This window comes from Pedobacter caeni (genome assembly GCF_900129215.1).
Classification (GTDB): Bacteria; Bacteroidota; Bacteroidia; order Sphingobacteriales; family Sphingobacteriaceae; genus Pedobacter; species Pedobacter caeni.
Genome location: NZ_FQUQ01000002.1, coordinates 549032 through 563780 on the forward strand (window position 1 = coordinate 549032; position 14749 = coordinate 563780).

Below are 14749 nucleotides of genomic sequence, written 5' to 3' on the forward strand. Positions count from 1 at the left end.
CCGCTGAGTACTCCGGCAAGGAAAGCCAACTGCCAGAAGATGATGGTGGTTAATGAGATACTTATCAGGGAAAAACTGAAATTAATATTTAAGACTCGAAAATGCCGGTAAATACCTTCATCGTATGGAATTTTTGTGACTTGAAAAGGAATATTTCGAATTTCAAAAGAGATTAGAAAGTCTTCCCGGTAAACCTGTGTGAAATTAAACAGGAAAGAGATTAAAAAAATAAAGACCTAAGAAATTAAGCCGATTAATTTGTTATTTTTATGGAATCAGTGATTTACTGAATCTATATTTTAAAGCTAAATTAATGAGGTCTCTTTTTCTCTCGGTTATCGTTGTTTTCATTACCCTCAATTTTGGATTTGCGCAGCGGAAATTAAGCCATAGTGCGACAATGGGTGCTTATACTTATATCTATAAGTTAACCGATAAGGAAACTTATGAAATTGCTTCAAGATCCAAATCTGTGATTAATGATGGTTTTTTTCACACATTGGTAGATTCGATCTCTAATTATAAGCTCCCTCAGCCGGATAAAAAAATGGCTTTTGGGAATTACCTTCATGTGAAGGCCATGAAAAATAAACTGGTCTATCAGGTTGTTCCTGTTTACAATGTGAATCTTCAGTTCATTAATAACAGAAAGGATTTCCAGTTTATCGTTTCCGACTCCAAAGGGAGTCTGATTGAGCATGCTGTAGTGACGATTGATGGAGGTAAAACGGTTAAATATGACCATCTGCATCAGTTGTACCGCACAGGTCATCAAGGTAGAAAAGGGGTGATCACGATCAGACATGAGGGCATAAATAATTATTTCAATTATAACATTGAAGAGAACTATCATTACCGCAATCTCTTTTTCAGGAAGTTGGTACATCGGAGTCCGATAAAATATACCTGGATGCCCTTGAGAAAACTTTTTAACCCCGATGGGGATTATGATGAGGACGATGAGGACGAAAAGCCAGATTATCAAGGGTACATGGTGTTCAATAAGCCTAAGTTTAAACCCCTGGATACGCTGAAATTTAAAGCATACCTCCTGGATCAGAAAGGAAGGGACTTGCATGATAAACAGCTGAAAGTGGAAATCGGAACTTCCGCATCGGCTAATGATAAGAAACTGATCACGATGTTGAAACCTTATCGGGCCGGGGGTTATGAATATAGTTTTGCACTTTCCGACAGTCTTGATTTGAAGCTGGATAACTATTACACGATTTCCTTATGGGAAAAAAAAGGAAAGAATTGGGAGTATGTATATTCAAAAGACTTTAGATATGAAGACTATGAGCTGAAAGCCATCAATTTTGCCGTACGGACAGACCGGAAGGAACACCGTCCGGGAAGGCCGGTGACTGCTTTTATAAAGGCAAGTGATGAAAATGACCTGGCCGTTCCTGATGGAAGAGTCGAAGTGACTGCACTGACCCAATCCGTGATCAGGTACCGTGACAAACAGGTTTTCGTGAAAGATTCTTTATGGAAAACCAGTATTGTCCTGGATCCGGTAGGCGAGACTAAACTCATATTACCGGATAGTATTTTTCCACAGGCGGATCTCAATTTCAGTTTGAACTTCGCATTTCTCAATAGCAATAATGAAAGCAGAAAAAGCACAGTTGAGCTGAAGTATTTCAGGGAAAAAAAAGAACTGAAACCCGAGTTTAAAGGGGATAGTTTGTATTTGAATTACCTTATAGATGGGAAACCTGTTGCTCAGAAAGCGATGTTGCACACCACTTACGAGAGTTATTACAGGCAGGACTCCAGCTACATACAGCTTCCGGCTGCCTTTAGAATTAATCCTTTGGCAACAGCATATCACCTGAAAACAACAGATGGTTTCAAGGAGCGTTTATCTATGAACCAATTTGCAGCTGGCATCAATATTTCTGCATTCCAGTCTAAAGATTCTCTTAAGCTATCTGTTGTCAATGAACACCGGATTCCTTTTTGGTACACGGTATTTTCCGGAAATGAGGTGCTGCTAAGAGGATATGCCGTCCGCTTAGATACCATGGTTAAACATACCCATCTTAAAGCCGGTCATATCAGACTGAATTACCTATGGGGAGGAGAGGAGAAAAGTATGGAAAATAGTGCTTTTTATACCCCTGGGCAGCTAAATGTGAAACTCCTCACACCCGATGTAGTCTATCCGGGACAGCGCCTGAGCATGCAGGTGAAAGTGACAGATGAGCTGGGGCTTCCGGTAAGTTCTACAGACCTGACCGCTTATGCTTATACTTCAAAGTTTAAAAATAGTCAGGATTTTTCACTCCCGGATTATGGGAAACACTTCTTTGCACGCAAATTGAAAGCTTCATTTGAAACGGAAGACATCAGCGCTGATGGTGATTTAAAGTTAAACTGGGAAAAATGGGGGAAAGAGTTGGGACTGGATACCATTCAATATTATAAATTCAGCCAGACCAAAGGTATTTATGCCATCGCAGAAGATAGTGTTGAGGGAATGACACTTGTTGCCCCTTTTGCCGTTAAGGGAGGAGAAATCGAGCCTGTAAATGTCATTTATGTAGATGGTGTACCGGTGTATTTTAGTCAGGCAGATCAGGTACAACGTTATGCGTTTAAACTGAGCCCGGGAAAGCATAACCTGAAACTTCGTACGGCAAGCCATCTGATTACCCTGAATGGCTATGACTTCCAGAAGGGGAAAAAGACAATTTTAAGCATCAATGCGGAGGAGTCAAATCAACAGGCAAAAGTTGTACCTGCAACGGTAAAACTCACAGAAGCAGAGACCTTACAGCTGTCTCAGTATATGATCCGGGTAGCCGATAATTTTTCCGGACAGAAAACAACCGTTAGTTCGGAGGACAGGGTTGTGTTATTGAATAACCCTTCCTCTGTGCAGCGTACAGAACATTTGCTTGCCGGTCCTTTCCATGAGAACTTCCTTGGTTTTGAATCTGGCAGTACCGCACATAATTTTCTGAAGGAATGGGGATATACTTATACTTTTTTACCAGGACTGATCAAACAACAATCTTATGAATCTGATTATACTAAATTACCCGGCACTTTAGCTGAGCTGGCCAAATGGAAAAAAAATCAATCCTATTTATATGGTTTAAAGAGAATGCTCAATGATAAAGCAGAAGGAGAGAATGACAATTACAGACAATTTCCCACCAATAAAAAGGAAATTGATAGTCTCTGGGATGATTACCTCAACCTGAGGAGCCGTACTACAACATTATTTCACAATTCGTCCGGTAAAAGCCCGGAAAAAGGAGCACTGGAAATGGTGCTGGAAACTTCATTTGAAGCAGAATTGCCTTACGTTAAAAATATCATCATTTCCAGATATGACCAAGCTGATTTTTTACAGATTTACCCGGGAAATACCAGCTATTTTTCTGCGCTGGAGCAAGGGAAATACCGCATCATGTACCTGTTGAAAGACAACAGCTATTTTGTAGCCGAACAGGTAGCCATTAAAAAGGGCGGGAAAAACTTTTTTGAATGGAAGGGGATGAAGGTGGTACCAGCAGATAAAATGAGTATTCAGATAGATCAGGAGCTAAAATCAATTGGGGCAGCTGATGGGCAAAACCGGAGACTCCTGACAGAAAACAGAATAAATGAGCAGATAAATTATAAGTTTTTTGATCCCTCCGGTTTAATTTATGAGATGTGGGGTAAGGTTGTTCAAGCTGATGGTGTAACGGGAATTCCTGCAGTATGGGTTAATATTAAGGGATTAAACTATGGGACTACAACGGCTGTTGATGGAACATTCAGGATTAAGGTGCCGGTAAGAGGAGGGTTACTTTTTAGTTTCATTGGGTATATGACTAAGGAAGTCCCGATTCAGCAGGGAAATGTCGGATTTGTTATGCTGGAAGAAGATCAGCGTTCCTTAAGTGAGGTGGTAATTACTGGTTATGGAACTGTGCGTAAAAATAATTCCACTGCAGCGATGTTGTCATTGAGCGGACGGGTAGCCGGAGTCTATATTGGAAAAAATGCCGGGGCCTCAGCTAAAGTTATGATCAGGGGTTACAATTCGCTGGCTGCGGATAAAAAGCCATTGGTCATTGTCGATGGACTACCATTCAGTGGAGATCTGTCGTCCGTAGATCCCTTGTTGATTGAAGATATGAATATCCTGAAGGATGCAGAAGCTACTGCCATATATGGAAGTAGGGCGGCCAATGGGGTAATCATCATCAGGACTAAGGGAGGGAATAAAGGACTAAATAAAGACGTTGAAGGTACGCTGTCTCAGGGACCGGACCTAAGGTCTAAGTTTTCGGACTACGCCATTTGGCAGCCCCGTTTAGTGACGGATGAAGAAGGTAAAGCAAGCTTTAAGGTGAAGTTTCCTGACGATATCACCAGCTGGACTACCCGGGTGATTGCCCTGAACGGAAGAAGACAGGGAGGACAAACAGAAACGAATATCCGGTCATTTAAAATACTTAGTGCAAATTTTGTCTCCCCTCAATTTGCCTTGAGTGGCGACAGCATCCAGGTGATCGGAAAGTTAATGAACTATGGGAATACGGAAGAAGAGGCCAATAGAACTTTCAAATTCAATGATGCCGTGCTATTGAAAAGCAATGTGAAGTTTAAGAATGCTAAAATTGATACGATGTCTATTGTGGCAAAGGGAGCAGACAGCCTGAAATTTGAATACTTCATGCAGCAGGAGAACGGGTACTCTGATGGAGAACTTCGTAAAATCCCTTTACTGTCAAGAGGTGTATTGGAAACCAAAGGGTATTTTAATGCGTTGAATAAAGACACCAGTATTACCTATCTGTTTGATGAAGCATTGGGTAAAGTAAGCCTTCGGGCGGAAGCTTCCGTATTTCCAACGCTATTGGATGAAATGGATCGGTTGCGGCGTTACGAGTACCTGTGTAATGAGCAGTTGGCTTCCAAGTTAAAAGCTTTGTTAATGGAGAAGACTGTCAGAAAGTATTTAGGCGAAGGTTTTAAAGAAGAAAAAAACATCAAAGAGCTGCTGAGAAAGTTGGCACAGAACAGACGTAAAGAGGGAACCTGGGGCTGGTGGAAGAATAGTGACGAAGAATTTTGGATCAGTTTACACGTGGTGGAAGCTTTACTACAAGCACAAAAACAAGGATATGAAGTAGAATTGGATAAGAACAGATTGAGAAGTTACTTAAGGAATAAAATGAGTAACACTAAAAACTTTGACCAGATTTATGGATTGAAGTTATTGTTATTGATGGACGATAAATATGAACTGAAGGATTGGATCCATGCCATAGAGGAACAGCATGCAGGACAATTAAAAGCCGCGGAATGGAAACAGCCATTATATGAACAGCTTCAGTTGATGTTACTAAAACAAAAGGCGGGGATTACTGTGGATCTGAACTGGTTGCTGAACATGAAAAAGGAAACCATGTTTGGAAGTATATATTGGGGAGATCAAAGCAACCGGTTTTGGGACAACAGTATTCAAAATACCCTCCTTGCGTATCAACTGCTGAAGGCTGATGGTCATTATAAAAACGAACTGGAACGCATACATCGTTATTTTCTGGAGCAACGAAAAGACGGGCAATGGCGAAATACTTACGAATCTTCACTGATCCTGGAGACGATTCTTCCGGAGTTAATGGTGGAAGGGAAAAAGCCGGAGCCGGCAAGTATCATTTTAAATGGCGGAGAAAAGATCAGTGTCTTTCCCTTTAATCAGGTGTTGAGTACAAAGAAATTGAGTTTAGAAAAGAAGGGGGGCGCACCGGTATATTTCACCGCTTACCAGCAATTCAATAATCCCGAACCTGAAAAAGTAAGTAAGGATTTTTCTGTAAAAACATGGTTTGATCAGAAGGGTAGTACGGTGAGTAAGCTGAAGGCAGGGATTCCTACGACTTTAAAAGTAGAAGTAGAGGTGAGGGCTGATGCCGATTATGTGATGATTGAAATCCCTGTTCCTGCAGGCTGTTCTTATGAAAATAAACTGCAGAACTTCTGGGGTGTAGAAACCTATAGGGAATATTTTAAACATAAGACCTCTATCTTTTGTACAAAACTCAAGCAAGGGAAGTATACCTTCAATATTGAACTGATGCCAAGGTATTCGGGGAATTATAGTTTAAATCCCGCCAAAGCAGAAATGATGTATTTCCCTGTGTTTTATGGCAGGGAGGGAATGAAGAAAATTGTAATTAAATAGACTTATGCCCCTTCCACCACACACTGTGGTTGATGTTTTACGGGAAAATTACATGAATTGGCTATAAAACACATTTTATGGGCCTGTTCATGTAATGAATTGGCTTTGCCGATGTCTGCTTTATTGGTGATGGTCACTACAGGATTTAAGGTGACTTCCGTAAAACGGCCACTTCCATCGGGTTCTTCGATCATGATACCCACTGCATTGTCTTTATAATCCATGACAATAATGTCGTTCTGTGAGCATAAATGAAGGTACCAAAGCATGTGACAGGAAGAAAGGGAAGAAACCAGCAGGTCTTCAGGATTGTGTTTGGTTTTATCGCCTAAGAATGCAGAATCTGATGAACCGGAAAGGTCGGCTTTATGGTCAATTGAAATCACATAATTCCGATCATAAGAGCGGTAATCCATTGTTCCGGATCCTTTATTCCCTGTCCAGGTAACTGCGGTTTTGTATTGATGTTCTTTAGCCATGATCTGTAGGTTGTTTACACCAAATTAAACAATCTTCCTTTTCTTTTCTTAGTTTTTTGAAAGAAAATGGCATTATTTTGATTCCCAGACCATTACCTGTCTGTCGTCGCCGGTAGAGATCAGAAAACGGCCGTCCTCGCTCCAGATCGTTTTATTGATCGAGTGGAAATGACCTTCGGTATTCTTTTCGAGGCTCAGAATTTTGTAAAGCTTGAAATCCTGACTTCCCCAGAGTTTAATACCTTTATCCTGACTGCAGGTGGCAAAATAGGGCTTTGTAGGGTGAAAGGCAATGGCATAGATGCTGAACATATGTGCAGCAATGCTATTGATCAGTTCGTATTGAGGCAGGCTCCATACTTTCAGTTGTGCATCACGGCTGCCGGAGATGAGGTAATCTCCCGCAGGGGAATATTGCAGCGCGGTAATTGGTAATTTGTGAGCGGTCCATTCCCGGATCAGGCTATAGTCTTCCGACTGATAAACCCGGATCATTCCATCTTTGCCACCCAGGGCAATTTCCTTTTCGTCGTTGCTCAAGGCAATGGAACGGACAGTTTGTGCGATGATTGGGAAATGATACAATAAAGAGAAGTCCTTTAAAGACCAAACGGCAAGCATTCCATCTTCGCCGGTACTGACCAGCTCATTTTTGTAACGGATGGTTTTTAAATCAAAGACCCCTTTCTGGTGAAAGCTTAAGGTCGCTGTTATTTTTTCCTCATCCAGGTTAAATACCAGGATCAGGCCGCTTCGCTGTGCGATGAACAACAGGTTTTCGTAGCGGTGCAAAGCATATACGGAGCTCTGCACCGGAACAAGAACTTTTACAAAACTCATGGTTTCCAATGACCATTCTACTACTCCTTTATCATTTCCTGCACTAAAGAAGGTGTTCTTTTTAGGGGAATTGGCAAGGGCATAAATAGGATTCTGGTGTCCGTTGAGGGTCTGTAAATGTTGTAGCATGTATAATTTATTTGCGGTGTCTTTTTTCGAGGTTCTGTGCGATTTCGGTCAGGCTTTTTCCTTTTTCTTTCAGTAAAACCAATAAGTGGAAAATCAGGTCAGAACTTTCATTTACAAAATCCTCATCGGTTTCGTTAAGCGCAGCAATAACAGTTTCTACGCCTTCTTCACCAACTTTCTGAGCAATTTTGTTTAATCCTTTCTGGCGCAGTTTGTTCACATAAGATTCTTCTGAAGGATTCTCATAGCGGTCTGAGATGATACTTTCCAGTTCAAAAAGGAAGTTTTGGTTGTAATCTGTTTTGAAGCAGCTTCTGCTTCCGGTATGGCAGGTTGGGCCTACCGGACTGGCCTTGATCAGGATCGTATCGCGGTCGCAATCTATATGACTTTCTTTGACAAACAGGAAGTTCCCACTTTCTTCACCCTTGGTCCACAGGCGGTTTTTGGACCTCGAGAAAAAGGTTACTTTCCCTTCCTCCTGAGTTTTTGTCCATGCTTCCTGGTTCATGTAGCCCAGCATTAAAACTTCCAGGGTCTGTTCATCCTGTATAATTACAGGGACCAGCCCATCCGTTTTTTCAAAATCTATATTCATAACCTTACAGGTATATTGTGGTATTTTAATTTTTGTTTCAGGTCGGGGATAGGGATCTCACCGAAGTGGAATACCGAAGCTGCAAGGGCAGCATCTACGCCTGTTTTTTCGAAGACTTCTATGAAATGTTCTACCTTTCCAGCGCCACCGGAGGCGATCACGGGAATGTTGATCATTTGAGTGATGGTATTCAGTAAACCGCAGTCGAAGCCTTGTTTGGTGCCATCATGATCCATCGAGGTGAGGAGGATTTCTCCTGCACCCAGGCTTTCCGCTTTGCGGATCCAGTTTTCTGTTTCCAGTTCTGTGATCAGCCGGCCGCCATTCAGGTGAACCATATTGCGTCCTTCAACCAGTTTAGTGTCTACAGCAACCACCACGAACTGAACGCCAAAGTTTTTGGCCAGTTCTTCGATTAATTCCGGATTTCTGACTGCTGCGGAGTTGATGCTGATCTTATCAGCACCTGCATTGAGCAAGGCTTCTGCATCCTGAACCGTCGTGATTCCTCCTCCGATCGTAAAAGGGATGTTCAGCTGGCGGGCAACGGATTTCACCATTTCGATCATCGTTTTACGACGTTCATGGGTGGCTGTGATGTCCAGGAATACCAGTTCATCTGCTCCCTGTTGCGCATATTGCCAGGCCAGTTCTACCGGATCTCCGGCATCCTTAAGGTCAATGAAGTTTACGCCTTTAACCGTTCTGCCATCTTTAACATCCAGACATGGAATGATACGTTTGCTCAGCATCGGCTTAAAGGGAAGTCATTTGCTTTAGGTTCCAGTCTTTGATCTCATCAATAGAGATCCTGTTTTCATAGATGGCTTTACCTACAACCACAGAACGGATATCTAATTTGGCCAGTTCCTCAATGTCTTCCATAGAGCTGATTCCACCTGAAGCGATCAGTTTAATGAAAGGAGAGTGCTCCAATAACTTCTTGTATAAGTCTACTGCTGCGCCACCCAGTTTGCCATCTTTGTTGATGTCTGTACACAGGAAGCGGAAGAAGCCCAGTTGTAAACATTTATCAACGTAATCCATCAGTTTGATTGGCGAGCTTTCCATCCATCCGGAGTATTTGATCACTTCGTCCAAAACATCAATAGCGATGACAATTCTGTTTGCGTAATCGTACTTCTTGCCTACTTCTTTGCTCAGTTCTGCAAGGAAATCAGGGTTGGTAATGGCCTGAGTACCTACAATAACCCGATGAATTCCGGCATCTAATAAGTTCGTTACCTGTTCGATTGTCCGGATACCACCGCCGTATTGTACGCGCATATCTGTCTTACTGATGATTTCAAAAAGTGCTTTCTGGTTGCTGAAATCACCTTTTGCACCATTTAAATCAATTATATGTATGAACTCTGTACCATTAGAGCGGTAGGTTTCGATCATTTCGGCGATGGAAACATCATATTCAGTTTTCTGGTTATAGTCACCTTCTCTCAGGCGAACCACTTTTCCATCTAAAATATCAATAGCAGGGATAATGTACATCTTACTGTTTTAAGTTTGAAAAATTCTTTAATAAATGCTCTCCGGCGATACCGGATTTTTCCGGGTGGAACTGTACGCCATAGAAATTATCTTTATGTATTGCTGCAGAAAATGGCATCCCATAATTTGCAGTCGCAATATCAAAAGTAGGGTTATATTCAATAAAGTACGAATGCACAAAGTAAAATTGTGTCAGGTTTTCAACACCTTCGAACAAGGGATTGTTTTTGTGATCGATGTTATTCCATCCCATATGTGGAATTTTAATTCCCTGATCCTTATTGAATAACCTTGTTTGTAAAGGAAAAACGTTCATCATCGTGGCATCTCCTTCTTCCGAATGGGCAGTCAGGAGTTGCATACCTACACAGATGCCCAGAACCGGTTTTTTTAATGCTTTGATGGGTTCTACGAGGCCGGTATCTTCCAGCTTTTTCATGGCTGCACCCGCATGGCCCACACCGGGAATGATGATGTGGGTATATTTATCCAGATCAGCTTCGGTATTGACCATTCCATAGGGGAGGTGCTGTCTTTCCAGGGCCGAAGTCAGGGAAAAGATATTGCCGGCACCGTAGTTTACAATTCCTATCATTACAATACGCCTTTAGTACTTGGTAAGACTAATTTCTCTGCATCCCTTTTAATGGCCATTTTAATTGCTTTTGCAAAGGCTTTAAAGATGGATTCAATTTTATGGTGTTCATTTTCTCCTTCCGCTTTGATGTTCAGGTTGGATTTTGAAGCATCGCTGAAGGATTTAAAGAAATGGAAAAACATTTCTGTCGGCATATCACCTACCATTTCACGTTTAAACTCTGCATCCCAGACGATCCAGTTTCTTCCGCCAAAGTCTATTGCTGCCTGGGCCAGGCAATCGTCCATAGGTAAGCAGAAGCCATAGCGTTCCAATCCTAATTTGTTGCCGATTGCTTTTGCAAAGGCTTCTCCAAGGGCGATTCCGGTATCTTCAATGGTATGGTGTTCATCGATATGAAGGTCGCCATTGGTTTTGATTTTCAGGTCGATGCTGCCATGCCGCGCGATCTGGTCCAGCATGTGGTTAAAGAAGTTCAGACCGGTATCGATGTCTGCTTTTCCGGTGCCATCAAGGTCAATATCAATACTGATTTTAGTCTCATTGGTGTTTCTTTCATGGTGAACCGTTCTTGTTCCTGCTTTTAACATGGTATAAATGTCTTCCCAGTTTTGGGTCCTCAAAGCGATTACTTCCGAAAGGGTCTCTATTTTATCCAGGTTTTCATTTGCGCCAAGGTCCAGATTGTTAGACAACCAGATGGCTTTTGCACCAAGGTTTTTTGCCAGAACGACATCATTGATCCTGTCGCCGATTACAAAAGAGTTTTTCAGGTCGTAACCTTCTTCCAGGAAATGCTGTAATAATCCTGTATTGGGTTTCCTGGTTGGTGCATTTTGATGTGCAAAGGTTTTATCGATGATGACTTCGCTGAAGACTACGCCCTCATTGGCAAAGGTTTTCATGACGAAGTTGTGTACCGGCCAGAAGCTTTCTTCTGGGTGGGAGTCTGTTCCCAGTCCATCCTGATTGGTCACCATGACCAGGTCAAAATCCAGCTCTTTCGCTATTTTTGAGAGGTAATACAGTGATCCTGGATAGAACTCCAGTTTTTCAAAAGAGTCGATCTGCTCATCAGCGGGTTCTATAATGAGGGTGCCATCTCTGTCAATAAATAATACTTTCTTCATGGTTTATTGGTTAAGCGCTTTCAAAGCTTCTAAAAGAATCTGATTTTCCTGGGTGGTTCCTATGGTGATTCTAAGGCATCCTTCGCATAAGGTTACTTTAGAGCGGTCTCTGACAATGATGCCTTGTTCTACCAATTCATCATATGTTTTCAACGCATCAATGATTTCAATTAGTATGAAATTGGCATCCGAAGGGTAAACTTTTTTTACGAGTGGGAGACTGGCTAATTCCTGGCTCAGGCTTTCTCTTTCTGAGACGGTTACCTTGATCCAGTCGTTCACCTGTCCGATGTTTTCCAATGCTTTCAGAGCAAGGTCCTGTGTGGCCTGGTTGATGTTATATGGAGGTTTCACTTTGTTCAGGATATCGATCACCGGGCGGGCGGCAAATGCCATTCCCAAACGGAGTGCGGCGAGGCCCCAGGCCTTAGAAAATGTTTGCAAAATCACCAGGTTTGGATATTCCGTTAATTCCGGAATAAAGGTTCGTTGTTTTGCATAATTGATATAGGCTTCATCGATCACCACCAGTCCATTGAAATTGGCCAGAACCGTTTCTATATCTGTGCGGATAATAGAATTTCCGGTTGGGTTATTTGGGGAGCAGATGAAGATCAGCTTGGTGTTTTCGTCGATGGCTTCAGCTATTTTTTCCAGGTCCAGCTGGAAGCTTGGCAGAAGATTTACTTTGCGGACTTCAACATTGTTGATATTGGCCGATACTTCATACATGCCGTACGTTGGAGGAAGAATGATCACATTGTCTTTTCCCGGTTCGCAAAAGGCGCGGAAGAGGAGGTCAATTGCTTCGTCACTTCCATTTCCAAGGAAGGTATTTTCTATAGGTACACCTTTAATTTTGCTCAGTGCATCTTTAAGGTCCAGTTGCAGCGGATCAGGGTACCTGTTGTAATTCTGATCAAGCGGAGAGCCATAGCCATTCTCGTTTGCATCTAAAAAAACGCTGGCTTGTCCTTTATATTCGTCCCTTGCAGTAGAGTAGGGGCGTAAGTTTTTGATGTTTTCCCGTTGTAAGTTATTGATATCCATCTTATGATTTTAAACGAATAGTGATTGCATTCTTGTGTGCCTGTAAGCCTTCGGCCTGCGCCAGGACCTCTACAGTTTGTCCGATATTGGTTAAACCCTGTTCTGTAATGTGCTGAAAAGTGATCTTTTTAAGGAAGGAATCCAGGGATACTCCTGAATAAGCCTTTGCAAAACCACTTGTGGGCAGGGTATGGTTGGTTCCCGAAGCATAATCTCCGGCACTTTCGGGAGTCAGGTTGCCCAGAAATACCGATCCGGCATTGTAGATCAAGGGGATCAGGGGCTCAAACCCGGTAGTGGATAAGATCAGATGTTCCGGAGCATAGGCATTGCTGAAGGCCATTCCTTCTTCCAGACTGTCCACCAGAACTGCATAGGAGTTTTCAATAGCTTTTGCTGCAATGTCTTTTCTTGGAAGCTCCCGGATCTGTAACTCAATCTGTTTTAATGTATTTTCTATGATGGTTTGAGAAGTAGCCACTAAAATCGTCTGGCTATCTGTTCCGTGTTCCGCCTGAGCCAAAAGGTCTGATGCGATGTAGGCCGGATTGGCGGTTTCATCTGCAAGGACTAAAACCTCTGATGGCCCTGCCGGCATGTCAATAGCCGTCATGGTTGTAGATTGGATGAGTTGCTTGGCCTGTGTGACATAGCGGTTACCCGGTCCAAATATCTTGTATACTTTAGGAACGCTTTCCGTACCATAAGCCATTGCCGCAACAGCCTGTGCACCTCCAACAAGGTAAATTCTTTCTATACCTAATTTTAATGCACAATAGGCAAGGTAGCAATTGGTCTTTCCATCCTTTTGGGGAGGAGAGCAGACCACGATTTCCTTACAACCCGCTAATACGGCAGGGATGCCAAGCATGAGGAAGGTACTGGGTAAAACTGCTGTTCCACCAGGAATGTAAAGTCCTACACGTTCTATCGCTCTGGATTCGCGCCAGCAGGTCACACCTGGCATGGTTTCTATTTTAGCTTCTGAATTGGCTTGTGCAGCGTGGAAGGCTCTGATGTTTTGGTAAGCAGTATCAATGGCTGCTTTTTCTGCAGTAGGAATAGTTGATGCAATGCTTTCAATTTCTTCTTTACCAAGGTAAAGCTGTGTTAAAGAAACCTGGTCAAACTGTTGTGCATAATTGCGCAAGGCGGCATCACCTTCCGTTTTAACCCGTTCCACAATGTTCTTTACACGGTCCTGGATGCTATTATCGTCTTCGAGTTGTCTTAAGCAGAGCTTTTCGATTTCCTGTTTAGATAAGTCTTTATAGCTGTAGGTCTTCATTAGATTTTAGGCGATTATTTTTTCAATTGGCATGACTACGATTCCTTGTGCACCGGCAGCTTTCAGGCTGTTGATCTTCTCCCAGAAGTCGTGCTCTGCAATTACAGAATGAACGGCCACCCATTCTTCATCAAACAATGGAACTACGGTTGGGCTTTTTACACCCGGTAATAAGTCGACCACCTTTTTCAGGTTTGTTTTCGCCACATTGAGCACCACATATTTGGTTTCTTTAGCACGTAAAACAGACAGAATTCTCTGCAGCAATTCCTGAACTTCCGGCAGCAACTCCGAACCTTTACTTCCAATCAGGACCGCTTCAGATTTCATCACTTCCGAAAAAGGCTTCAATCCGTTGCTTTTTAAGGTTCCTCCGGTAGAAACGATATCGCAGATCGCATCACTCAATCCTAATCCCGGACCGATTTCTACAGAACCGGAGATGGTTCTGATATCCGCATTTACATGATTCTCTTTCAGGTATTTCTCCAGGATCACCGGATAAGAGGTGGCGATTGCTTTGCCTTCCAGTTGTGCAATTTCTGTGATTCTGCTTTCATTGGGAATGGCAATCTTAAGGGTACATTTTCCGAAGCCTAATTTCTGAAGGTAAGTTACTTCAGCACCAGCTTCTACAATGACATTTTCGCCTACAATTCCAAGATCGGCGATGCCGTCCTGAACATACTCAGGAATATCATCATCTCTAAGGAAAAGGATTTCTAAAGGGAAATTGGTAACGGTGGATATAAGGGAGCTTTTGTAGTTCTCAAATGATAAACCACAATTTTTAAGAATCTCTACTGATTTTTCGTTTAGTCTACCAGATTTCTGGATAGCAATTTTAAGTGTTTTCAATTATGCTGTGTTGAAATTTATTGATTATTGGACAAGAAGATAGTTCCGAAACAAGTTTTGAAGTACAAAACATTACA

The 14749-nt window shown here is 42.4% G+C and carries 11 protein-coding genes; 1 reads left to right on the forward strand and 10 read right to left on the reverse strand.

Annotated elements, in window-relative coordinates; all coding sequences use genetic code 11:
- The first annotated feature begins 313 nt into the window (after positions 1-313).
- Entirely contained in the window at positions 314-6196 is a 5883-nt protein-coding gene (locus BUC20_RS09770) for an alpha-2-macroglobulin family protein (protein WP_084528727.1), read from the forward strand.
- Positions 6197-6198: 2 nt separating this feature from the next.
- Here the strand turns inward: BUC20_RS09770 and BUC20_RS09775 are convergent, their stop codons facing one another.
- The 10 genes from BUC20_RS09775 to hisG all read right to left on the reverse strand — a co-directional run bounded on the left by BUC20_RS09775 (position 6199) and on the right by hisG (position 14672).
- Positions 6199-6675, reverse strand: a complete 477-nt coding sequence (locus BUC20_RS09775; RefSeq protein ID WP_073230429.1) for an OsmC family protein — start codon at positions 6673-6675, stop codon at positions 6199-6201.
- Positions 6676-6747: 72 nt separating this feature from the next.
- Positions 6748-7644: a WD40 repeat domain-containing protein gene (locus BUC20_RS09780; RefSeq protein ID WP_073230430.1), complete on the reverse strand. Its 897-nt coding sequence runs from the start codon at positions 7642-7644 to the stop codon at positions 6748-6750.
- 7 nt (positions 7645-7651) lie between these two features.
- Complete coding sequence (gene hisIE, locus BUC20_RS09785; protein ID WP_073230432.1) at positions 7652-8242, reverse strand: bifunctional phosphoribosyl-AMP cyclohydrolase/phosphoribosyl-ATP diphosphatase HisIE; 591 nt, start codon at positions 8240-8242, stop codon at positions 7652-7654.
- The gene (gene hisF / locus BUC20_RS09790; RefSeq protein WP_073230433.1) at positions 8239-8994 is read right to left on the reverse strand and encodes an imidazole glycerol phosphate synthase subunit HisF; all 756 of its coding nucleotides are present in this window, start codon (positions 8992-8994) and stop codon (positions 8239-8241) included. The genes hisIE and hisF overlap by 4 nt, the downstream gene beginning before the upstream one ends.
- Before the next feature lie 4 nt (positions 8995-8998).
- The gene (gene hisA, locus BUC20_RS09795; RefSeq protein ID WP_069380020.1) at positions 8999-9748 is read right to left on the reverse strand and encodes a 1-(5-phosphoribosyl)-5-[(5-phosphoribosylamino)methylideneamino]imidazole-4-carboxamide isomerase; all 750 of its coding nucleotides are present in this window, start codon (positions 9746-9748) and stop codon (positions 8999-9001) included.
- Position 9749: 1 nt separating this feature from the next.
- Positions 9750-10343 (reverse strand): imidazole glycerol phosphate synthase subunit HisH, encoded by a 594-nt coding sequence (hisH, locus tag BUC20_RS09800; protein ID WP_073230435.1) that lies wholly within the window; start codon positions 10341-10343, stop codon positions 9750-9752.
- Positions 10343-11476: a bifunctional histidinol-phosphatase/imidazoleglycerol-phosphate dehydratase HisB gene (gene hisB, locus BUC20_RS09805; RefSeq protein ID WP_073230436.1), complete on the reverse strand. Its 1134-nt coding sequence runs from the start codon at positions 11474-11476 to the stop codon at positions 10343-10345. Before hisB ends, hisH begins: the two co-directional genes overlap by 1 nt.
- 3 nt (positions 11477-11479) lie before the next feature.
- A complete protein-coding gene (gene hisC / locus BUC20_RS09810) occupies positions 11480-12526 on the reverse strand; it encodes a histidinol-phosphate transaminase (RefSeq protein WP_073230438.1) in 1047 nt (348 codons plus the stop codon).
- Position 12527: 1 nt separating this feature from the next.
- Positions 12528-13814 carry a histidinol dehydrogenase gene (hisD, locus tag BUC20_RS09815; RefSeq protein ID WP_073230440.1) on the reverse strand — a complete coding sequence of 429 codons (1287 nt, stop codon included), beginning with the start codon at positions 13812-13814 and terminating at the stop codon, positions 12528-12530.
- Between the two features lie 6 nt (positions 13815-13820).
- On the reverse strand, positions 13821-14672 hold the full coding sequence (gene hisG, locus BUC20_RS09820) for an ATP phosphoribosyltransferase (RefSeq protein WP_073230442.1): 852 nt from the start codon (positions 14670-14672) through the stop codon (positions 13821-13823).
- Between the last annotated feature and the right edge of the window lie 77 nt (positions 14673-14749).

What these genes read in the sequence shown, in the direction of transcription:
- hisF (WP_073230433.1), bottom strand. Translation starts at nt 8,994, where the DNA reads ATGCTGAGCAAACGTATCATTCCATGTCTGGATGTTAAAGATGGCAGA.
- hisH (WP_073230435.1), bottom strand. Translation starts at nt 10,343, where the DNA reads ATGATAGGAATTGTAAACTACGGTGCCGGCAATATCTTTTCCCTGACT.
- hisA (WP_069380020.1), bottom strand. Translation starts at nt 9,748, where the DNA reads ATGTACATTATCCCTGCTATTGATATTTTAGATGGAAAAGTGGTTCGC.
- hisD (WP_073230440.1), bottom strand. Translation starts at nt 13,814, where the DNA reads ATGAAGACCTACAGCTATAAAGACTTATCTAAACAGGAAATCGAAAAG.
- BUC20_RS09780 (WP_073230430.1), bottom strand. Translation starts at nt 7,644, where the DNA reads ATGCTACAACATTTACAGACCCTCAACGGACACCAGAATCCTATTTAT.
- hisIE (WP_073230432.1), bottom strand. Translation starts at nt 8,242, where the DNA reads ATGAATATAGATTTTGAAAAAACGGATGGGCTGGTCCCTGTAATTATA.
- BUC20_RS09775 (WP_073230429.1), bottom strand. Translation starts at nt 6,675, where the DNA reads ATGGCTAAAGAACATCAATACAAAACCGCAGTTACCTGGACAGGGAAT.
- hisC (WP_073230438.1), bottom strand. Translation starts at nt 12,526, where the DNA reads ATGGATATCAATAACTTACAACGGGAAAACATCAAAAACTTACGCCCC.
- hisB (WP_073230436.1), bottom strand. Translation starts at nt 11,476, where the DNA reads ATGAAGAAAGTATTATTTATTGACAGAGATGGCACCCTCATTATAGAA.
- BUC20_RS09770 (WP_084528727.1), top strand. Translation starts at nt 314, where the DNA reads ATGAGGTCTCTTTTTCTCTCGGTTATCGTTGTTTTCATTACCCTCAAT.